The sequence below is a fragment of the Streptomyces sp. NPDC048295 genome (genome assembly GCF_040652135.1).
In the GTDB taxonomy this organism is placed as follows: domain Bacteria; phylum Actinomycetota; class Actinomycetes; order Streptomycetales; family Streptomycetaceae; genus Streptomyces.
On record NZ_JBEZLL010000020.1, the window covers coordinates 129,545 to 150,255 of the forward strand.

A 20,711-nucleotide genomic window follows, 5' to 3' on the forward strand; every position below is an offset into this window, starting at 1 on the left:
TTCTCAGGCAAACCCACGCGCCGGAGTTTACGCCGAATGGTGTCCCCCTATGCTCTGCCTTGTGGAAAACCGCTTCTTGCCGCGCACAGCCGCCTTCTTTGACCTGGACAAGACGGTCATTGCGAAGTCTTCGACGCTGACCTTCAGCAAGTCCTTCTACCAAGGCGGACTGATCAACCGCCGCGCTGTACTGCGCACCGCGTACGCACAGTTCGTGTTCCTTGCCGGGGGTGCAGATCACGACCAGATGGAGCGGATGCGGGAATATCTCTCCGCACTCTGCAAGGGCTGGAACGTCCAGCAAGTGAAGGAAATCGTCGCCGAGACCCTTCATGATCTGATCGACCCCATCATCTACGACGAAGCCGCGACACTCATCGAAGAGCATCACACCGCCGGACGCGATGTGGTGATCGTTTCGACCTCGGGCGCCGAGGTCGTCGAACCGATCGGCGAGCTGCTCGGTGCCGACCGGGTCGTCGCCACCCGAATGGTCGTCGGCGACGACGGCTGCTTCACCGGCGAGGTCGAGTACTACGCGTACGGGCCGACCAAGGCCGAGGCGATCAGATCCCTCGCGGTGTCGGAGGGGTACGACCTCTCCCGCTGCTACGCCTACAGCGACTCCGCCACTGATGTACCGATGCTGGAGTCGGTCGGCCATCCGCACGCGGTCAATCCCGATCGCGCGCTGCGGCGCGAGGCGACCCTCCGCGAGTGGCCGGTTCTCGTCTTCAACCGGCCGGTCCGGCTCAAGCAGCGACTGCCCGCGTTCTCACTGCCGCCACGTCCGGCGTTGGTCGCCGCGGCGGCCGTGGGCGCGGCCGCCGTCACGGCAGGGCTGGTCTGGTACACCTCCCGCCGCCGCGCTGCCACGGCCTCCGCCTGACACACCCCGGACGGAGGCTCGGCGCAACACCTATACGGCCTGCACCGAATTATCCAACTCGCCCGTAATTGAACCTAAAAGTAAAGAAGTGGGGCCAGCACTACCGCTCGCCTCGGCCCTGGAGTACAAATGAGTCAACGGCCCGCGAGACCAAGGACATCCGAGAGGATTACCTGTAACGCAGAGACGGCCCCACGGACCGAGCATGAAAACCGAGCACCCACGCGACGTCGACCCGTCGATTACGGGCCAGCCGCACCAGGGAAACGGGCAAAGCATCCCGACCTGATGGGCACATATCGAGGACGCATGGTAACTGGGTAGACATGCCAGCGGCGGTACCGAGGACGGTACCGCCGCAACCCTTTTACCGGGCAGTGAAGTCGGTGCGGCGAAGACAATTCGGCGAAGTTACCGCGGTGAAGTTACTTCGGCGGGTTTAACTCGACACACGTCTCGGAACGCATCCCGACGCACATCGCGGCACCGGCCGTGAGGCACACACGACGCGCCCGTTATCCGTTACGCGGCTCCGCGCTGCAGCGCCTCGCAGACCGCCGTCGACTCCCTGACACCCAGCTCCACGGAGCGACCGCAGTGCGCGATCCAGGCCGCCATCCCCTCCGGCGTTCCCGACAGATAGCCCTCGAACGCCGCGATGTACGCCGCCCGCCCCTGTTCGGCGTGGCCGACCTCGGCGGGGCAGATCGATTTGGGGTCGAGCCCGCTCCCGATCAGCACGACCCTCTCGGCGGTCCGCGCCACAAGGCCGTTGTGCGAGCCGAAGGGACGCAGGGCCAGCAGTTCGCCGTGCACGACCGCCGCCATCACCAGCGCGGGCGCCGAACTACCCGCGAGAATCAGCCCGGAGAGCCCCTCCAGTCGCCCGGCCACCTCGTCGGCGTCCGGCAGCGGCGCCTCGACCAGTGGCTCGGCCACGGACTCTCCCGCCAGCCTCGGCCGGCCCACGGCGTCGTCGGGTGCCGCCCCACCGGCCGCGACCAGATGCAGCCGCGCCAGCACCCGCAGCGGTGACTGCCGCCAGATGGAGAGCAGTTGGCCCGCTTCGGCGGTCAGCCGCAGGGCCGCCCCGACAACCTGTGCCTCGTCGTCACCACTGAAGTCGGTGCGCCGTCGCACCTCCTCCAGGTTCCAGTCGGCGCCGGACAGCGCCGCCGAGCCGCGGGCGCCGCGCAGTGCCGCTTCCGCGGTGACCTCATTGCTGCGGCGCCGCATGACGCGGTGACCGTAGACCCGGTCGACGGCCTTGCGCACGGAGTCCACCGCATCGGCGACGCCCGGCAGGGTGCCGAGGGCGGCAAGCGGATCAGAGGCAGTCGTACTCATAGGTAACGAGGCTACGCGCCTGCTGCGCCGATGCCGCCCGGGAGTGGCCTTCTTCACGAAGTGTGACAGCGGACCGCGATCGCACCGCTACCCTAGGTGAACATGAAGATCGCTTTCGTGGGGAAGGGCGGCAGCGGCAAGACGACGCTGTCCTCGCTCTTCATCCGCCATCTCGCCGCCAATGAAGCCCATGTCGTCGCGGTGGACGCCGACATCAACCAGCACCTCGGGGCCGCGCTCGGCCTCGACGACCAGGAGGCCGCCGCGCTGCCCGCCATGGGAGCGCACCTGCCTCTGATCAAGGAGTATCTGCGAGGCAGCAATCCCCGAATCGCCTCCGGCGAGACGATGATCAAGACGACTCCGCCCGGCGAGGGCTCCCGGCTGCTGCGGGTCCGCGAGGACAACCCGATCTACGACGCGTGCGCCCGTACGGTCCGGCTCGACGACGGGGACATCCGGTTGATGGCCACCGGACCGTTCACCGAGTCGGATCTGGGCGTGGCCTGCTACCACTCCAAGGTCGGAGCGGTCGAGCTCTGCCTCAACCATCTCGTCGACGGCCCCGACGACTACGTCGTCGTCGACATGACGGCCGGCTCGGACTCCTTCGCCTCGGGGATGTTCACCCGCTTCGACATGACGTTCCTGGTCGCGGAGCCGACCCGCAAGGGTGTCTCGGTCTATCGCCAGTACAAGGAGTACGCGCGGGACTTCGGGGTTGCGCTGAAGGTCATCGGCAACAAGGTGCAGGGCGAGGACGATCTGGAGTTCCTGCGCGCCGAAGTGGGCGACGACCTGCTGGTCTCCATCGGGCACTCCGACTGGGTTCGGGCGATGGAGAAGGGCCGCCCCGCTCGCTTCGAGCTGCTGGAGGCGGACAACCGGATGGCTCTGCAGGCGCTGCAGAACGCCGCGGAGGACTCGTACGAACAGCGGGACTGGGGGCGCTACACACGGCAGATGGTGCACTTCCATCTGAAGAACGCGGAGAGCTGGGGCAACGAGAAGACGGGGGCCGATCTTGCCGCCCAGGTCGACCCCTCCTTCGTCCTCGACGAGCGGTACGCGCAGGACGGCGCCGCTCAGCCCGCCTGAGCCGCCGACACTCCGCCGGCAGGGTTCGCGCTCGGCTCTCCCCGCGGCAGCCGTTGCGTCCCCGGGCGCCGGACGGGATCGGCTCTCCGACCCGTCCGGCGCCCGACGCGCGGCCCTGCTGCCCGGCCCGTCCGGCACATGACACGCCGGACGCAGCCGAAGGCCGCGCAGCTCAGCGGCCGTGCCCGGCGGTTCCCCGGTCACGCTTGTCGGCCTCCGGTGCCCGGTCGGTCCCGGAGGCCCCTGTTCCGTCGAGGAACGCGGCCCATCCCTTCGCGGGCGCCTGGCCGACCTCCAGCGTGCCGAGCTTCGCCAGCGTCGCCGGGTCCTGCGCGTCAAGCCAGTCGGCGAGCTGCCGGAAGGACACGCAGCGCACGTTCTCCTTCGTGCAGACCGTCGCGATGGTCTCCTCGACGGCGCGCATGTAGGTGCCGCCGTTCCAGGACTCGAAGTGATTGCCGATGATCAGCGGGGCACGGTTTCCGTCGTACGAGCGGTCGAATGCCTGGAGCAGGCCGTCGCGCATCTGATCGCCCCAGTACTTGTGCCGGCCCGGGTCGCCCTGTGTCGTTCCGGACTGGTTGAACATGAAGTTGTAGTCCATCGACAGGGTCTCGAAATCGCGGCCCGGCACGGGAACGAGCTGCATCGACAGGTCCCAGAGGCCGTCCTTCTTCTTCGGCCAGACCTGATCGTTGACCCCGCTGGAGTCGTAGCGGAAGCCCATCGTCCGTGCTGCTGCGACCATGTTCTTCCGCCCTTCCAGGCAAGGGGTGCGGCCGCCGATGAGCTCCTTGTCGTAGTCGAAGGGAAGCGGCTTCTCCCCTTCAAGGCCCGGGTCGTTGGTCTTCCAGTTCTTCACGAAGGACTTGGCCTGGGCGATCTCGCTCTTCCACTGGTCGACGGACCAGGTGCCACCGCCCTCGGGACCGCAGAAGTGGCCGTTGAAGTGGGTGCCGATCTCGTCACCGTCCTCCCAGGCCCCGCGTACCTGGATGATGGTGTTCCGGATTCCCTCGGTGTCGTTGAAGCCGATGTCCGAGCTGCCGGCGTTGTGCTTCGGCGGGTCGTAGAGCTTCGCCTTGCCCTCCGGCAACATGTACACGCCACTGAGGAAGTACGTCATGCCGGCGTGATACTTCTTGCCGACCTCACGGAAGTGCGAGAAGAGCTTCTGACTGTCCTCACCCGCACCGTCCCACGAGAACACCACGAACTGCGGCGGCTTCCGACCGGGGACCAGGCGCTTGGCCACGGGCTGGTTCGGCTGGCTGCCGGTGAAGGCGGTCGAGCCGTCGCCGATGAGCCGGAAGACGTTCTTGGGCGCGGCTTCAGGGGCTTTCTCCCTGGCTCCTGCGGCCGGCTTCTTCGCTCCGGCGGCCGGCTTCGCCGCTCCCGGTCCGGCGGATCCGCGGCCGGTGTCGGAACCGGAGGAGCAACCCGCCACTCCCGCGGTCAGCGCGACGGCCACGGCCCCCAGGGCGACCCGCCCGGCGGCGGCCCTCTTCGCGGTGGCTCTCCTCGCAACGACTCTCTTCTCGGCGACTCTCGTCGTGGCGGCCATCATCCGCCCACCTCTTCCTTGCCGGTGATGTGCGTCGAAGTGCCGACATGGCGCGGTCAAGCTCGCACACGGCTTCGCCGGATCAGCACGACAGGCCGAATGAAAAGATGCTTATTCACTTGAATGGGTGAGCAAACGAGTCATTTGACCTTAAGCATGGACACAAATCTTTACTCTCCATTACGATCTGTTTACTGAGAGTTGAGAAATCCCGCCGCTGCACGCCGTGACCCACGGCCGCGTCCCCCCATTCCGCGACCGCGCTGCCCCGGAGGAGACGGGAAAATGTCTGCTTGCGTCCCCACTCGTCACAACCGCACATCCCGTAGTTCGCGCCCGCCGCGTGCCTCGGGAGTCAAGCGACCACATAGCCCGCCGCCACCACGCGGCGGACGATTCCATATCCCGGGCGCCGATCTGTCCGCATCGATCACCGTCTTCCTGCTCGCCGTCCCCATGTCTCTCGGCCTCGCCGTCGCCATGGACGCCCCGCTGGAAGCCGGCCTCATCTCCGCCGCGATCGGAGGGATCGTCGCCGGGCTGCTCGGCGGCACGCCCCTCCAGGTCAGCGGCCCGTCCGCCGGCCTGACCGTGGTCACGGCCGAGCTGATCCAGGTCTACGGCTGGCGCACCACCTGCGCGATCACCATCGGCGCCGGGCTTCTGCAGATCCTGTTGGGCTCGCTGCGGGCGGCGCGCAGCGCCCTCGCGGTCAGCCCCGCCATCGTCCACGGCACCCTCGCGGGCATCGGCGTGGCCATCGCGCTCGCCCAGCTGCACATCGTGCTCGGCGGTTCACCGCAGAGCTCCGCCGTCGCCAACGCCCTCGCACTTCCAGAACAGTTGGACCGGGTGAGTCCGGCCGCCCCGCTCATCGGTGTGCTGACCATCGCGGTCCTGGCCCTGTGGCCGCGGATTCCGGGCCGGATCGGCAGCGGGGTACGACGGATTCCGGCCGCCCTCGCCGCGGTGGTGACCGCTACGGCGGTGGCGGCGACCGCCGCCCCCGGGATCGCCCGGGTCGATCTGCCGTCCTGGCGCTCGCACGCCCTGCCGGAGTTGCCGCACGGCCCCGTGCTCGCCCTGGCCACCGCCGTGTTCACGGTGATGCTGGTGGCCAGCCTGGAGTCGTTGCTCGCCGCGGTGGCCGTGGACAAACTGTCGGCCGCACCTTCGCACCCGGCCTCGGCTTCGCCCCCGGCCGCACCTTCGCACCCGGGCGCTGCTCCACACGCGACCGCACCTTCGCACTCGCCCCCGTCCCCGGCCCCGGCCCCGGCCCCGGCCCCGGCCCCGGCCTCAGCAACGGCCACGCCGTCCGGCCCATCGAGCCCGGCCGGTTCAGCCGGCTCGACCACCGGGCCCACGCTGCCCGCCAGACGCTCCGATCTCGATCGTGAGCTGCGGGCCCAGGGCATCGCCAACACCTTGTCCGGACTGGTGGGCGGACTGGCCGTGTCCGGCGGCGCGGTGCGCAGTTCGGCGAACGTACGCGCGGGAGCGACCGGGCGCGCATCCACCGTGCTGCACGGCGTCTGGGTGCTGCTCGCCACCGGGCTGCTGGTCACGGTGCTGGAGTGGATCCCGCTGGCCGCGCTCGCCGCGCTGGTGATGATGGTCGGCATCAAGATGGTGAGCTTCGCCCACATCCGCAACGTCCACAGGCACCGCGAAGTCCTGGTGTACGGGGCGACGATCACCGGCGTGATCCTCTTCGGCGTACTGAAGGGCGTGGTGATCGGTATCGCGGTGGCGGTGGCGGTCGCCCTGCACCGGCTCGCCCGCACCCGGATCACGGTCACCGATCACGGCGAACAGCATCTGGTCGTCGTACGGGGCCAGTTGACGTTCCTCGCGGTGCCCCGGCTCAGCCGCACGCTCGGACAGCTGCCCGAGGGCAGCGATGTCGTCGTCGAACTGGACGGCTTCTTCATGGACCATGCGGCGTACGAGGCGATTCAGGACTGGAGCACCGCCCACACCGCGCACGGCGGCAGGGCCGTGTTCACCGGCAGGTCCGGCGGCCGGATCGCCGAGCCCGCCTCGGCGGCGCACTCCTGTTGCCGCCCCTGGACGCCCTGGCGCAACCACCACTGCCACGACGAGCCCGGCAGCGCGCCCGAGGCCGGTCACTTCATCGGCCGCTCCACCGAAGCCCACCCCGGCGCCGACCGGATCGACACATCCCAGGACACGCCCCACAAGGCATCCGCTTGCGTCTCGGGCCCGGAGCCCGCTGTCCACCGCTCCCCCGGCCGGGTGGCCGGCCCGCACTCCCCCACCGGCCGCCGGCCCGGCGGCAACCGGCTGATCAGCGGCCTCAGTTCGTTCCAGCGCAACACCGCTCCGCTGGTGCGCGACGAACTGGCCCGACTGGCCGCCGAGGGCCAGCGCCCCTCCCAGCTCTTCATCACCTGCGCGGACTCCCGCCTGGTCACCAGCATGATCACGGCAAGCGGCCCGGGCGACCTGTTCACCGTGCGGAACATCGGCAACCTGGTGCCCCTGCCGAACGCCGAGTCGGGCGACGACTCGGTGGGCGCGGCGATCGAGTATGCGGTGGACGTACTGAAGGTGGAGTCCATCACCGTCTGCGGACACTCCGGTTGCGGAGCTATGCAGGCGCTGCTCGGCACCCGACCGGACCCGAGCGCTCCGCCCACGTCCCTGTGGCGGTGGCTGAGACATGGGCTGCCGAGCCTGGAACGGATGGCGTCCCGGCACCACGCCTGGGCCCGGATCTCCGGGCGGCTGCCGACCGATGCGCTGGAGCAGCTCTGCCTCACCAATGTGGTCCAGCAACTGGACCATCTGCGGGCACATGAATCCGTGGCACGGCGGCTCGCCGAGGGCACGCTGCGCCTTCACGGCATGTACTTCCACGTGGGCGAGGCGCAGGCGTATCTGCTGACCGAGGGGGCGAGCAGCGGGCTGGAACTCGACGAGGTCTTCGACCGGGTGGGCCCCGGCGAGCCCTCCGGCCCGGGCGAGTTGGAACGGAGCGGCGTCTGAACCACCTTTGCCCCGGGTCCGTGAGACCTTGTGGTCCTGCCTCCGCACTGCGGCGCACCACGTCGCACCGCGTCAGACCGCGTCGCATCCGTCGCACCGCGTCGCATCCGTCGCGTCCGTCGCACCGCGCCCGTCGTGCCGCATGTGGATGCGGGATCGTGTCTCCATACACGAGACACAGGTCTAAACCAATTCCGGGCAGACACTTGTCACCCGGCCTTTGGCCTGATGAGCTATGCCCCGGGACACAACGGACACCCTGGGAATGGGAGATGTCGTGAGCAACGAAAGCCTGGCCAATCTGCTCAAGGAGGAGCGGCGGTTCGCACCGCCTGCCGATCTGGCCGCCAATGCCAACGTCAAAGCGGAGGCGTACGAGCAGGCCGAGGCGGACCGGCTGGGCTTCTGGGCCGAGCAGGCCCGTCGCCTGACCTGGGCCACGGAGCCGACCGAGACGCTCGACTGGAGCAACCCGCCCTTCGCGAAGTGGTTCGCGGACGGGAAGCTCAACGTCGCGTACAACTGCGTGGACCGTCACGTCGAGGCCGGCAACGGCGACCGGGTCGCCATCCACTTCGAGGGTGAGCCCGGCGACAGCCGCGCCATCACCTACGCACAGCTCAAGGACGAGGTCTCCCGGGCCGCCAACGCGCTCAGCGAGCTCGGTGTCGGCAAGGGCGACCGGGTCGCCGTCTATCTGCCGATGATCCCCGAAGCGGCCATCGCGATGCTGGCCTGCGCCCGCATCGGCGCCGCCCACTCGGTGGTCTTCGGCGGCTTCTCCGCCGACGCCATCGCCGCCCGCATCCAGGACGCGGACGCCAAGGTCGTCATCACCGCCGACGGTGGATACCGCCGCGGCAAGCCGTCCGCGCTCAAGCCCGCCGTGGACGACGCCGTCTCCCGTATCGACGGCGTCGAGCACGTCCTCGTGGTGCGGCGCACCGGCCAGGACACCGCATGGACCGAGGGCCGCGACGTCTGGTGGCACGAGATCACCGGCCGCCAGTCCGCCGAGCACACCCCCGAGGCCTTCGAGGCGGAGCAGCCGCTCTTCATCCTCTACACCTCCGGCACCACGGGTAAGCCGAAGGGCATCCTGCACACCTCCGGCGGCTACCTGACGCAGGCGGCGTACACCCACAACGCGGTCTTCGACCTCAAGCCGGAGACCGATGTCTTCTGGTGCACCGCCGACATCGGCTGGGTGACCGGCCACTCGTACATCGTCTACGGCCCGCTGGCCAACGGTGCGACGCAGGTCATGTACGAGGGCACGCCCGACTCCCCCCACCAGGGACGTTTCTGGGAGATCGTGCAGAAGTACGGCGTCACGATCCTCTACACCGCGCCGACCGCGATCCGTACGTTCATGAAGTGGGGTGACGACATCCCCGCCAAGTTCGACCTGAGCAGTCTGCGGATCCTCGGTTCGGTCGGTGAGCCGATCAACCCCGAGGCGTGGGTGTGGTACCGCAAGCACATCGGCGCCGACAAGTGCCCGATCGTGGACACCTGGTGGCAGACCGAGACCGGCGCGATGATGATCTCGCCGCTGCCGGGCGTGACGGAGACCAAGCCGGGCAGCGCCCAGCGCGCCCTGCCCGGCATCTCGGCCACGGTCGTCGACGACGAGGCCAACGAGGTTCCGAACGGCGGGGGCGGCTACCTCGTCCTCACCGAGCCGTGGCCGTCGATGCTCCGCACCATCTGGGGCGACGACCAGCGCTTCATCGACACCTACTGGTCGCGCTTCGAGGGCAAGTACTTCGCGGGCGACGGTGCCAAGAAGGACGAGGACGGCGACATCTGGCTGCTCGGCCGGGTCGACGACGTGATGCTCGTGTCCGGGCACAACATCTCGACCACCGAGGTCGAGTCGGCGCTCGTCTCGCACCCCGCGGTCGCCGAGGCGGCCGTGGTCGGTGCCGCCGACGAGACGACCGGCCAGTCCATCGTCGCCTTCGTGATCCTGCGCGGCACGGCCGACGCCTCCGACGAGCTCGTCGCCGAGCTGCGCAACCACGTCGGTGCCACGCTCGGCCCGATCGCCAAGCCGAAGCGGGTCCTGCCGGTGGCCGAGCTGCCGAAGACCCGCTCGGGCAAGATCATGCGCCGGCTGCTGCGCGATGTCGCCGAGAACCGCGAGGTGGGAGACGTCACCACGCTGAGTGACTCCTCGGTGATGGACCTGATCCAGACCCAGCTGCCGTCGGCCCCCTCCGAGGACTGACCACAGTCTGCGAGCACCGGCCGCAGCAAGCGGCAGTACGTCCCCGAGGGGTATCCGGTAACGCGCCGGATACCCCTCGGGCACTTAAGGTGAAGATCACCGGATACAGCCCCGCACGCCCCGGGTACAGTGGCAACTGCGTCAATAAGGCAATAAGAAAATTCCACAGGGGTGCCGGGAAGTCTGGTCGGCAAGTGCATCAGCCATGCCATCGCTGCCGTACCGACCCGGAGGTCTCCACCTGTGGCCGCGCCCACCCCCACCCCCGCACCGCCTTCTTCCTCCCGCCGCACCTTTCTAGGGCGGCTCTCCCTCCCCGAGCGGAACTACCTCGCCGACGCCCTGCGCACCGAGACCGTCGGCGGCGTCATCCTTCTGGTCGCCGCGATAGCCGCGCTGGTGTGGGCGAACACCTTCTATTCCGGTTACCGGGCCGTCAGCGACTTCCACTTCGGGCCGGAGTCGCTGGGCCTCAACCTCTCGGTGGCGCACTGGGCGGCGGACGGGCTGCTCGCGGTCTTCTTCTTCGTCGCGGGCGTCGAGCTCAAGCGGGAGCTGGTCGCGGGCGAACTGCGCGATCCCAAGGCGGCCGCCCTCCCGGTCGTCGCCGCACTGTGCGGGATGGTGGTCCCGGCCGTCGTCTACACGCTGGTGAACGTGGTCGGCGGAGGTTCGACGGGCGGCTGGGCCGTCCCCACCGCCACCGACATCGCCTTCGCGCTCGCCGTACTCGCGGTCATCGGCACCTCGCTGCCGAACGCGCTGCGCGCCTTCCTGCTGACCCTCGCCGTCGTCGACGACCTCTTCGCCATCCTGATCATCGCGGTCTTCTTCACCGAGCAGATCGACTTCATGGCGCTGACCGGCGCCTTCATCGGGCTGGCCGTCTTCTGGCTGCTGCTGCGCAGGAACGTGCGCGGCTGGTACATCTACGTACCGCTCGCACTGGTCATCTGGGGCCTGATGTACAACAGCGGCATCCACGCCACGATCGCCGGTGTCGCCATGGGCCTGATGCTCCGCTGCACCCGCCGGGAGGGCGAGACCCACTCGCCCGGCGAGCACATCGAGCACCTGATCCGCCCGCTGTCGGCCGGTGTCGCCGTGCCGCTGTTCGCCCTCTTCTCGGCCGGTGTCTCCCTCTCCGGCGGCGCCCTGGCGGACGTCTTCACCCGGCCCGAGACACTCGGTGTCGTCCTGGGCCTGGTCGTCGGCAAGACCGTGGGCATCTTCGGCGGTACGTGGCTGGCCACCCGCTTCACCAAGGCGGAGCTGAACAAGGACCTGGCCTGGGCAGATGTCTTCGCGGTCGCCACGCTCGCCGGGATCGGCTTCACCGTCTCGCTGCTCATCGGCGAGCTGGCCTTCGCCGGCGACGAGGCCATGATCAACGAGATCAAGGCCGCCGTGCTGCTCGGTTCCCTGACGGCCGCCGCGGTCGCCGCCGTACTGCTCAAACTCCGGGTACGCACCTACCGGACACTGCACGAGGCGGAGGAGCTCGACGAGGACGAGGACGGGGTGCCCGACGTCTACGAGCAGGACGATCCGGAGTACCACCTGCGGATGGCCGCGATCCACGAGAAGAAGGCGGCCGAGCACCGCCGCCTTGCCCAACTGGCGGGGGCAGCGAGCAACGAGCCGGACAGTCCGGCATGATCTGACACCAGATGTGTTGAGCAGGAGAACAGGAGAGGGAGTCAGGGATGAGCGACCCCGGCAACAACGCGGGCAGCGCCGACCGCAGTCTCGGGCAGCTGGTCGCCGCGGCGACAGCCGAGATGTCCGCACTGGTGCACGACGAGATCGCCCTGGCCAAGGCCGAGGTACGACAGGACGTAAAGCGCGGCGTCACCGGCAGCGCGGCGTTGATCATCATGGGCGTGCTGGCCCTGTTCTCGGTGCCCGTGCTCTCCTTCGCTGCGGCATACGGGATTCACAGTCTGGGGCTTGCGCTGGGCTGGTCGTTCCTGATCGTGGGGGTCGCGTTCTGGGTCCTGGCCGGGCTGCTCTTCCTGTTCGGCCGGGCCAAGCTCAAGAAGCTGAAGCCGCCGGAGAAGTCCATCGCCTCGGCCAAGCAGACGGCGGCCGTGCTGCAGGGCGTCAAGCCGCACCCGCGGCCCGCCGTCACGGCAGGAACGAGCCGTCCGGCCGTCTCGGGCAGCACGCTCGCGGGCACCGCCATGGAGAAGGCTCCGGTCCAGGACAAGGCCTCCTCTGTGGCACGCTCGTCCACATGACGGTCCCCGATTCCAGCGCATTCGACCCAGAAGGTCCGGCAGATCCTGTAGGCCCTGCAGATCCGGCAGGCCCGGTCGATCCCGCGGGCCCGGCAGGTGGAACAGGCCCCGCGGGCAAGGACAGCCGGCCGGGCTCGGACGGCCCAGCGGCCCCGGGCCCTGCCTCACCGGGCTCCTCCGTCCTCGGCGGGCCCGTACGCATCGAAGGGCCGTGGACCCATCGGGACGTGGCGGCCAACGGCGCCCGCTTCCACATCGCCGAGCTCGGCGAGGGGCCGCTGGTGCTGCTGCTGCACGGCTTCCCGCAGTTCTGGTGGACCTGGCGCCACCAGCTCACCGCGCTGGCCGACGCCGGTTTCCGGGCCGTCGCGATGGATCTGCGCGGGGTCGGCGGCAGCGACCGTACGCCCCGGGGTTACGACCCCGCCAACCTGGCGCTCGACATCACCGGCGTGATCCGCTCGCTCGGCGAACCGGACGCCGCCCTGGTCGGCCACGACATGGGCGGCTACCTCGCCTGGACGGCCGCGGTGATGCGGCCGAAGCTGGTGCGCCGCCTCGTGGTCTCCTCGATGCCGCATCCGCGCCGCTGGCGCTCCTCGATGCTCTCCGACTTCGCGCAGTCCCGGGCCGGCTCGTACATCTGGGGTTTCCAGCGCCCGTGGGTACCGGAGCGTCAGCTCGTCGCGGACGACGCGGCCTTGGTCGGCCGACTGATCCACGAATGGGCCGGTCCCCGGACCCCGGACTTCCCCGACGACGCGACGGTGGACGTCTACCGGCGCGCGATGTGCATCCCGTCGACGGCGCACTGCTCCATCGAGCCGTACCGCTGGATGGTGCGTTCCCTCGCCCGTCCGGACGGGATCCAGTTCAACCGGCGTATGAAACTGCCGGTGCGGGTACCGACGCTGCATCTTCACGGTTCACTCGATCCGGCGATCCGCACACGGAGCTCGGCGGGCTCCGGCGAGTACGTCGAAGCGCCTTACCGTTGGCGACTTTTCGACGGTCTGGGGCACTTCCCGCACGAGGAGGACCCGGCCGGGTTCTCCGCCGAACTCATCAGCTGGCTCAAGGATTCCGAGCCCGATCGGTAGCTGTACGGGCACAGTTGTCCGACGAACAGCCAATTGCCCGGCGCATAGGCCAATTGGCTGACGGATGGGCGGTTACCGACCATGAGGCACGGGCAGACGTCCCGGTATGGGCTGGACGCACGACTTCGGTGACACAGCACGCAATCGCCGCTCGACCGCCACGGCGGGTTCGAGCGCTCATGAGGGGGGCGGCCCCCAGGGCCGGGTGCTCGATATGCATGTTCTGCATGATCCCCAGCTCGGTATTCCGCGCATTCTGCGCCGTCGGGCCCGCTGGGTCTCGGCGCGGCTGCGCCATCCACGCGGATGACCTCCGCCCCGGTCGGCCGGTGAACGCTCACCGGCCGGGCGGGTCTTCATCACGGCTCTCCCGGGCCTCGGCACGCCGTGCTGCGCCCGCGCCCTGCCGCACACGGGCCACTCGCGCGCGGGCCTGCTCGGGTACGGACCGCTCAGGTACTGGTTGCTCAGGCAGTGACCGCTCAGGGACCGGCTGCTCAGGGGCAGGCGCTCAGAGCGCGCACGCCTGGCTGTCGACCTGCTGGTTGGCCGAGCGGCCGCGCTTGATGTCCTGGCGGATCTCGTCGGCCGTCAGCGCGTAGCCGGTCTCGGGGTCGTCGAGCGACTTGGCGAAGACGACGCCGTACACCTGGCCGGCAGGGGTCAGCAGCGGGCCGCCGGAGTTGCCCTGACGGACCGTCGCGAAGAGCGAGTACACATCGCGGCGGACGGTGCCCCGGCGGTAGATGTCCGGGCCCTTGGCGCCGATACGGCCCCGGACGCGCGCGGCCCGTACGTCGTACGAGCCGTTCTCCGGGAAGCCCGCGACGATGGCGCTGTCCCCCGTCCGGGCGTCGTGGTCGGTGTCGGCGAACTGCAGCGGCTTCGCGTCGAGATCCGGTACGTCGAGCACCGCGATGTCGCGCTGCCAGTCGTACAGGACCACCTTCGCGTCGTACAGCCGGCCCTGGCCGCCGATCTGGACGGTCGGCTCGTCGACTCCGCCGACGACGTGTGCGTTGGTCATCACCCGGCGGTCGGAGAAGACGAAGCCGGTGCCTTCGAGGACCTTGCCGCAGCTCGGGGCCGTACCGACGACCTTGACGATGGACTTCTTGGCGCGGGCCGCGACGGGGCTGCCCACCAGCGCCGGGTCCGGGGCCTGGACCTCGGTGATCGGCTCGTTGGCGAACGGGCTGAAGACCTGCGGGAAGCCGTTCTGCGCAAGGACCGAGGAGAAGTCCGTGAACCAGGTGGATGCCTGCGTGGGCATCACCCGGGAGATGCCGAGCAGGACGGACGAGCTGCGGACCTCCTTGCCCAGCGTCGGCAGCGAGGTGCCGGCCAGCGCGGAGCCGATCAGCCAGGCGACCAGCAGCATCGCGACGACGTTGACCAGGGCGCCGCCGGTGGCGTCGAGGGCGCGCGCGGGCGACCACGTGATGTACCGGCGGAGCTTGTTGCCGAGGTGGGTGGTGAATGCCTGGCCCACCGAGGCGCAGACGATCACGATGACGACGGCGACGACGGCGGCCGTCGACGAGACCTCGGAGCCGTTCGTGAGCTGGTCCCACAGGACCGGCAGCAGGTAGACGGCGACGAGACCGCCGCCCAGGAACCCGATCACCGACAGGATGCCGACGACGAACCCCTGTCGGTAGCCGATGACCGCGAACCACACGGCGCCGGCCAGCAGCAGGATGTCCAGCACGTTCACCGTCTATAGCCTCACAGATTCGTCACCGGGCCCGTTTCCCTCGGCTGGGTCCGGGCGGGGCCGGACAGCGCAGCAGGGGTCTCAGCCTGTCATGCGCGCCAGTCGAGCGGCACCTGCTTGGCGGCGTCCCAGGGGCGCTCCCAGCCCGCGTAGTGCAGAATGCGGTCGATCACTCCGGCCGTGAAGCCCCACACCAAGGCGGATTCGACCAGAAATGCCGGGCCTCGGTGGCCGCTCGGATGGACCGTGGTCGCGCGGTTGGCCGGATCCGTGAGATCCGCCACGGGAACGGTGAAGACCCGGGCCGTCTCACCCGGATCGACGACACCGACCGGACTCGGCGACCGCCACCAGCCCAGGACCGGCGTCACCACGAAGCCGCTCACGGGGATGTAGAGCCGGGGCAGCACGCCGAAGATCTGGACCCCGCGCGGATCGAGGCCGGTCTCCTCCCTGGCCTCCCGCAGAGCGGCCCTGAGCGGCCCCGTCGTCGCCTGGTCGCCGTCCTCCGGGTCCAGGGAACCGCCGGGGAAGGACGGCTGCCCGGCGTGGGAGCGCAGGCTCCCGGATCGCTCCATGAGCAGCAGCTCGGGGCCGCGCTCGCCCTCGCCGAAGAGCACGAGCACGGCGGACTGCCGCCCGGCGCCGCTCTCCGGCGGCAGAAAGCGGCTGAGCTGGTCGGGCTCGATCGTCCGCGCGGCACGGGCCACGGGGTCGAGCCAGGCGGGCAGGCCCTCGTCCGTGACGGTGACCGCGGCGTCCTCACCGGCACCGGCCGCTGCGGCGGCCGCCGCGACCGCCGCCGCGGGACTGACCACTGCCGGGCCGCATCCCGTGGGCGCAGCTGCGGCTGCGGCCCGGTTTCCGGCCGCGGGCGTGGCCGCCGCAGATCTGTCTGCCGCGTGCGCGGCTGCCGCTTCGCTGCCGCGTCCGCGTGCCGTGTTCTGTTCGCGTTCTGTGCTCTGTCCGCGTTCCGTGCTCTGTTCGTGCGTCTTCATAGGCACCCCTCGTCTCACAACGCCTGTGGTCACGCATTTCGTTCCGGCCGTGCCGGAACCGGCGGCGCGCGTCGGCTCCGGAGCGGTGTGCCGCGGCTCAGTCGGCCCCGAGGGGCGGCGCGGGCCTGCCGGGGTAGTCCGCCGGCGGGCTCAGCCGCTGCCCCGGCCGGCCGCCCATCTCGTACTTCAGCAGCTTCCGGGCCTTCTCCGGGTCCGTCTCGCCCTCGCCGTACGCGGGGCAGAGCGGGGCGATCGGGCAGGCGCCGCATGCGGGCTTGCGGGCATGGCAGATCCGGCGGCCGTGGAAGACGACCCGGTGCGAGAGCATCGTCCACTCGCTCTTGGGGAAGATCGCGGCGATCTCGGCCTCGACCTTCTCCGGATCCTCCTGCTCCGTCCACCGCCAGCGCCGGACCAGGCGGCCGAAATGGGTGTCGACGGTGATCCCGGGGACACCGAAGGCATTGCCCAGCACGACATTGGCGGTCTTGCGGCCGACCCCCGGAAGCGTGACGAGATCGGCGAGCCGGCCCGGCACCTCACCGCCGAAATTGTCCCTGAGCGCCACGGAAAGGCCTATCAGCGACTTGGTCTTGGCCCGGAAGAATCCGGTCGGCCGGATGAGCTCCTCCATCTCCTCCGGGACGGCCGCCGCCATGTCCTCGGGGGTGGGGTAGGCGGCGAAGAGCGCGGGAGTGGTCTGGTTGACCCTCAGATCGGTGGTCTGGGCGGAGAGGACCGTGGCGACCAGGAGCTCGAAGGGGTTCCTGAAGTCCAGCTCGGGGTGGGCGTACGGGTAGAGCTCGGCGAGCTCGCGGTTGATCCTGCGGGCGCGGCGCACCATCGCCAGACGTGATTCCGGCTTCCACCCCGCTCCCGCTCCCGCTCCCGCTGCCTTCGCCTTCCCGGGGCGTTTCACCGCCTCCCCCGCGGGGCGTTTTGTCGCTTTTTTCGGGCGAATCGCACCCTGTTCGCCCACAGCGGAATCACGGCCTTCCGACACCCCATCAGCCCCCTTGGCCTGCACTCTCACCGGCGATTTGGACACCCGGCCAGCCTAGAGCCACACACCGACATCCGCGCCTGTCACCGTGTATCCGCCCCCAATCGGCCCCCTGCCGCTCGGATCGGCACGCCCGTGCGTCAAACTGGTTTGTGATTGATCGCACTGTTTTACCGTCCGGCATGATGGGGACCACGGTTCCCTGAACAGGCCGACAAGGAGAGAACTCGTGGACGACGTTCTGCGGCGCGCCCCGCTTTTCGCGGCGCTCGATGATGAGCAGGCCGCGGAGCTCCGCGCCTCGATGAGTGAGGTGACCCTCGCACGCGGCGACGCGCTCTTCCACGAGGGCGACCCGGGCGACCGCCTCTACGTGGTCACCGAGGGCAAGGTGAAGCTCCACCGCACCTCGCCCGACGGACGCGAGAACATGCTGGCCGTCCTCGGCCCCGGCGAGCTGATCGGCGAGCTGTCGCTCTTCGACCCGGGCCCCCGCACCGCCACCGCGACCGCGCTGACCGAGGTCAAGCTCCTCGGCCTGGGCCACGGCGACCTCCAGCCCTGGCTGAACGCCCGCCCCGAGGTGGCCACGGCCCTGCTGCGCGCCGTCGCCCGCCGCCTGCGCAAGACCAACGACCAGATGTCCGACCTGGTCTTCTCCGACGTGCCGGGCCGTGTCGCCCGCGCCCTCCTCGACCTGTCGCGCCGCTTCGGCGTCCAGTCGGAGGAAGGCATCCACGTCGTCCACGACCTGACCCAGGAAGAGCTGGCCCAGCTGGTCGGCGCCTCCCGCGAGACGGTCAACAAGGCGCTCGCCGACTTCGCCGGCCGCGGCTGGCTGCGCCTGGAGGCGCGCGCCGTGATCCTGCTGGACGTGGAGCGCCTGGCGAAGCGGTCCCGCTAGCCCGGACACCTCCCCCTCACGACGTGGAAGGCCCCGCCCGGCGGGGCCTTCCCGTGCTCGTGCCGCGGATCAGATCAGCCCGTGCTCGCCCAGGTACTCCAGCTGAGCCAGCACCGAGAGTTCCGCGGCGGGCCACAGGGACCGGTCCACGTCCGCGTACACCTGCTCCACCACCTCCGACGCCGAACGGTGCCCCGCCTCGACGGCCGTCTCCACCTGGGCCAGCCGGTGCGCGCGGTGCGCGAGGTAGAACTCGACCGCGCCCTGTGCGTCGTCCAGCACCGGGCCGTGCCCCGGCAGCACCGTGTGCACGCCGTCGTCGACGGTCAGCGAGCGCAGCCTGCGCAGCGAGTCGAGGTAGTCGCCGAGCCGCCCGTCCGGATGCGCGACCATGGTGGTACCGCGCCCCAGGATCGTGTCCCCCGTCAGTACCGCCCGGTCGGCGGGCAGATGGAAGGAGAGCGAGTCCGCGGTGTGCCCGGGGGTCGGCACGACCCGCAGCTCCAGGCCGCCGGTGGTGATCACATCGCCCGCGGTCAGCCCCTCGTCGCCCAGCCGCAGCGCCGGGTCCAGGGCACGCACCTTCGTACGGGTCAGCTCGGCGAACCGCGCCGCGCCCTCCGCGTGGTCGGGGTGCCCATGGGTGAGCAGGGTGAGCGCGATCCGGCGGCCGGCCCGCTCGGCGGTCTCGATGACGGCCCGCAGATGCGTGTCGTCCAGCGGGCCCGGGTCGATGACCACCGCGAGATCGGAGCCGGGCTCGGCCAGGATCCAGGTGTTGGTGCCGTCCAGCGTCATCGGCGAGGCGTTGGGGGCGAGGACGTTGACGGCACGGCTGGTGGCGGGTCCGGACAGGACCCCGCCGCGCGGCTGCCCCGGAAGGGCTGCGGCCCCGGTCATACGGCATCGCCGCCCACGCCGCCCGGGATGTGCTTGGTGAACTCCTCGTGCCCCGGCCAGCTCAGCACCAACTCGTCACCCTCCAGCCGCGCCTGTGCCAGCACGGGGGCGAGGTCCTGGTGATCCGCCGCCTTCAGGGCCTCTGCGGCCGTCCCGTACGGCCTCAGCGCCCGGAGCGTCGACACGGTCGGCGGCATCATCAGCAGCTCGCCCCTGTCGTATCCGTCGGCCGCCTCGCCGGGCCGGATCCACACCGTGCGGTCGGCCTCCGTGGAGGCGTTGCGGGTGCGCTGGCCCTCGGGGAGCGCGGCGACGAAGAACCAGGTGTCGTAACGGCGGGGCTCGAACTCGGGGGTGATCCAGCGCGCCCAGGCACCCAGCAGATCCGAGCGCAGCACCAGCCCGCGCCGGTCCAGGAACTCGGCGAAGGACAGTTCCCGGGCGACCAACGCCTCCCGGTCCGCCTCCCAGCCGGCGCCGGTGATGTCGCCGACCACCGTGCCCGGGCCCGGACCCGCGAGGAGGACACCCGCCTCCTCGTACGTCTCGCGGACCGCCGCGCAGACGATGGCCTGGGCCTCGGCCGGGGTCCCCACGCCGAGCCGCTCGGCCCAGACCTCCAGCGCGGGCCCGGCCCAGCCGACGAGCCGGTCGTCGTCGCGCGGGTCGACCCCGCCACCCGGATAGGCGTACGCGCCGCCGGCAAAAGCCATGGAGGCGCGGCGGCGCAGCATGTGGACGGCGGGACCGCCCCCGGTGTCGGCGGCGGAGTCCCGGAGCAGCATCACCGTGGCGGCCCGCTTCGGGGTCGCGGCCGTCAGCTCACCTGCGGCGAGTGCCCGGATCCGGTCGGGCCATTCCGGTGGGTACCACTGACCATTGGACATGGCCGGAGGCTATCCGGAACCGCGCCGATGTTCGAGAGGTGCTTGGAGAAGCGCATCGGCAGGCATACCGGGTCCGAGCGTCACATCGGTTCACAGATGCCGCGCACGGCCCCGTAAACGGACGATCCCGTCCGGTCGTGACGACCGGACGGGATCGGAAAAGCGGTGCAGAACCCGAATCCCTAGGCCCCGGCCAGCTCGACCTGGACCTCGACCTCCACCGGTGCGTCCAGCGGCAGCACCGCGACGCCCACCGCGCTGCGCGCGTGCACGCCCTTGTCGCCGAGCACCGCGCCCAGCAGCTCGCTGGCGCCGTTGATCACGGCGGGCTGTCCGGTGAAGTCGGACGCCGAGGCGACGAAGCCCACGACCTTCACCACCCGCGCGATCCGGTCCAGGTCGCCCGCGACGGACTTCACGGCGGCCAGCGCGTTGAGCGCGCAGGTCCTCGCCAGTTCCTTGGCCTCGTCGGGCGTGACCTCGGCACCGACCTTGCCGGTGACCGCGAGCTTTCCGTCCACCATCGGCAGCTGGCCGGAGGTGTAGACGTACACCCCCGACTGCACGGCCGGCTGGTACGAGGCCAGCGGCGGTACGACGTCCGGCAGCGTCAGCCCGAGTTCGGCGAGCTTCGCCTCGACGGCGCCCGCCACTACGCCTTCTCCCGCTTCAGGTAGGCCACGAGCTGCTCGGGGTTGTTCGGGCCGGGAACGACCTGGACCAGCTCCCAGCCGTCCTCGCCCCAGGTGTCCAGAATCTGCTTGGTCGCGTGCACGAGAAGGGGCACGGTCGCGTATTCCCACTTGGTCATGGCCCGAC

General features: G+C 70.1%; 18 protein-coding genes. 9 read left to right on the forward strand and 9 right to left on the reverse strand.

Translation table 11 applies throughout. The features are described 5' to 3' along the window. Window positions 1–49 precede the first annotated feature (49 nt). Entirely contained in the window at window positions 50–889 is an 840-nt protein-coding gene (locus AB0D53_RS27290) for an HAD-IB family hydrolase (RefSeq protein ID WP_362451191.1), read from the forward strand. A 522-nt stretch (window positions 890–1,411) separates the two neighbouring features. On the opposite strand, the gene AB0D53_RS27295 is transcribed toward AB0D53_RS27290, so the two are convergent. Then, the gene (locus AB0D53_RS27295) at window positions 1,412–2,236 is read right to left on the reverse strand and encodes an oxidoreductase (RefSeq protein WP_362451193.1); all 825 of its coding nucleotides are present in this window, start codon (window positions 2,234–2,236) and stop codon (window positions 1,412–1,414) included. A gap of 102 nt (window positions 2,237–2,338) precedes the next feature. On the opposite strand from AB0D53_RS27295, the gene AB0D53_RS27300 reads away from it, so the two are divergent. Then, window positions 2,339–3,334, forward strand: a complete 996-nt coding sequence (locus tag AB0D53_RS27300) for an ATP-binding protein (protein WP_362451195.1) — start codon at window positions 2,339–2,341, stop codon at window positions 3,332–3,334. Window positions 3,335–3,506: 172 nt separating this feature from the next. On the opposite strand, the gene AB0D53_RS27305 is transcribed toward AB0D53_RS27300, so the two are convergent. Next, the gene (locus AB0D53_RS27305; protein WP_362451197.1) at window positions 3,507–4,898 is read right to left on the reverse strand and encodes a hypothetical protein; all 1,392 of its coding nucleotides are present in this window, start codon (window positions 4,896–4,898) and stop codon (window positions 3,507–3,509) included. Window positions 4,899–5,183: 285 nt separating this feature from the next. Between AB0D53_RS27305 and AB0D53_RS27310 the strand changes: the two genes are divergently transcribed. From AB0D53_RS27310 to AB0D53_RS27335, 6 genes are all read left to right on the forward strand, one after another. Further along, a complete protein-coding gene (locus tag AB0D53_RS27310; protein WP_362451199.1) occupies window positions 5,184–7,910 on the forward strand; it encodes a SulP family inorganic anion transporter in 2,727 nt (908 codons plus the stop codon). A gap of 235 nt (window positions 7,911–8,145) precedes the next feature. Further along, complete coding sequence (gene acs / locus AB0D53_RS27315) at window positions 8,146–10,143, forward strand: acetate--CoA ligase (RefSeq protein WP_362451201.1); 1,998 nt, start codon at window positions 8,146–8,148, stop codon at window positions 10,141–10,143. Between the two features lie 243 nt (window positions 10,144–10,386). Next, window positions 10,387–11,802, forward strand: coding sequence for a Na+/H+ antiporter NhaA (nhaA, locus tag AB0D53_RS27320; RefSeq protein WP_362451203.1), 1,416 nt, complete (start codon window positions 10,387–10,389; stop codon window positions 11,800–11,802). 47 nt (window positions 11,803–11,849) lie between these two features. Continuing rightward, entirely contained in the window at window positions 11,850–12,383 is a 534-nt protein-coding gene (locus AB0D53_RS27325) for a phage holin family protein (protein WP_362451205.1), read from the forward strand. Continuing rightward, complete coding sequence (locus AB0D53_RS27330) at window positions 12,380–13,483, forward strand: alpha/beta hydrolase (RefSeq protein WP_362451207.1); 1,104 nt, start codon at window positions 12,380–12,382, stop codon at window positions 13,481–13,483. The genes AB0D53_RS27325 and AB0D53_RS27330 overlap by 4 nt, the downstream gene beginning before the upstream one ends. A gap of 106 nt (window positions 13,484–13,589) precedes the next feature. Then, window positions 13,590–13,793 (forward strand): hypothetical protein, encoded by a 204-nt coding sequence (locus tag AB0D53_RS27335; protein ID WP_362451209.1) that lies wholly within the window; start codon window positions 13,590–13,592, stop codon window positions 13,791–13,793. Between the two features lie 201 nt (window positions 13,794–13,994). Here the strand turns inward: AB0D53_RS27335 and AB0D53_RS27340 are convergent, their stop codons facing one another. The 3 genes from AB0D53_RS27340 to nth all read right to left on the reverse strand — a co-directional run bounded on the left by AB0D53_RS27340 (window position 13,995) and on the right by nth (window position 17,117). Beyond that, window positions 13,995–15,200 (reverse strand): MarP family serine protease, encoded by a 1,206-nt coding sequence (locus AB0D53_RS27340; protein ID WP_362451211.1) that lies wholly within the window; start codon window positions 15,198–15,200, stop codon window positions 13,995–13,997. 89 nt (window positions 15,201–15,289) lie between these two features. Then, window positions 15,290–16,018: a CoA pyrophosphatase gene (locus AB0D53_RS27345; protein WP_362451214.1), complete on the reverse strand. Its 729-nt coding sequence runs from the start codon at window positions 16,016–16,018 to the stop codon at window positions 15,290–15,292. Between the two features lie 277 nt (window positions 16,019–16,295). Next, window positions 16,296–17,117: an endonuclease III gene (gene nth, locus AB0D53_RS27350; RefSeq protein WP_362451216.1), complete on the reverse strand. Its 822-nt coding sequence runs from the start codon at window positions 17,115–17,117 to the stop codon at window positions 16,296–16,298. A gap of 313 nt (window positions 17,118–17,430) precedes the next feature. Here nth and AB0D53_RS27355 point away from each other — a divergent pair, with 313 nt between their 5' ends. Then, on the forward strand, window positions 17,431–18,105 hold the full coding sequence (locus tag AB0D53_RS27355) for a Crp/Fnr family transcriptional regulator (RefSeq protein ID WP_014046869.1): 675 nt from the start codon (window positions 17,431–17,433) through the stop codon (window positions 18,103–18,105). A gap of 69 nt (window positions 18,106–18,174) precedes the next feature. Here the strand turns inward: AB0D53_RS27355 and AB0D53_RS27360 are convergent, their stop codons facing one another. The 4 genes from AB0D53_RS27360 to AB0D53_RS27375 form a co-directional block, all read right to left on the reverse strand. Continuing rightward, a complete protein-coding gene (locus AB0D53_RS27360) occupies window positions 18,175–19,005 on the reverse strand; it encodes an MBL fold metallo-hydrolase (RefSeq protein ID WP_362451218.1) in 831 nt (276 codons plus the stop codon). Continuing rightward, on the reverse strand, window positions 19,002–19,892 hold the full coding sequence (locus AB0D53_RS27365; RefSeq protein ID WP_362451220.1) for an NUDIX hydrolase: 891 nt from the start codon (window positions 19,890–19,892) through the stop codon (window positions 19,002–19,004). Before AB0D53_RS27365 ends, AB0D53_RS27360 begins: the two co-directional genes overlap by 4 nt. Before the next feature lie 182 nt (window positions 19,893–20,074). Further along, window positions 20,075–20,545, reverse strand: a complete 471-nt coding sequence (locus AB0D53_RS27370) for a RidA family protein (protein WP_362451222.1) — start codon at window positions 20,543–20,545, stop codon at window positions 20,075–20,077. Beyond that, window positions 20,545–20,703, reverse strand: a complete 159-nt coding sequence (locus AB0D53_RS27375; RefSeq protein ID WP_003967454.1) for a DUF4177 domain-containing protein — start codon at window positions 20,701–20,703, stop codon at window positions 20,545–20,547. Before AB0D53_RS27375 ends, AB0D53_RS27370 begins: the two co-directional genes overlap by 1 nt. Window positions 20,704–20,711: the final 8 nt, after the last annotated feature.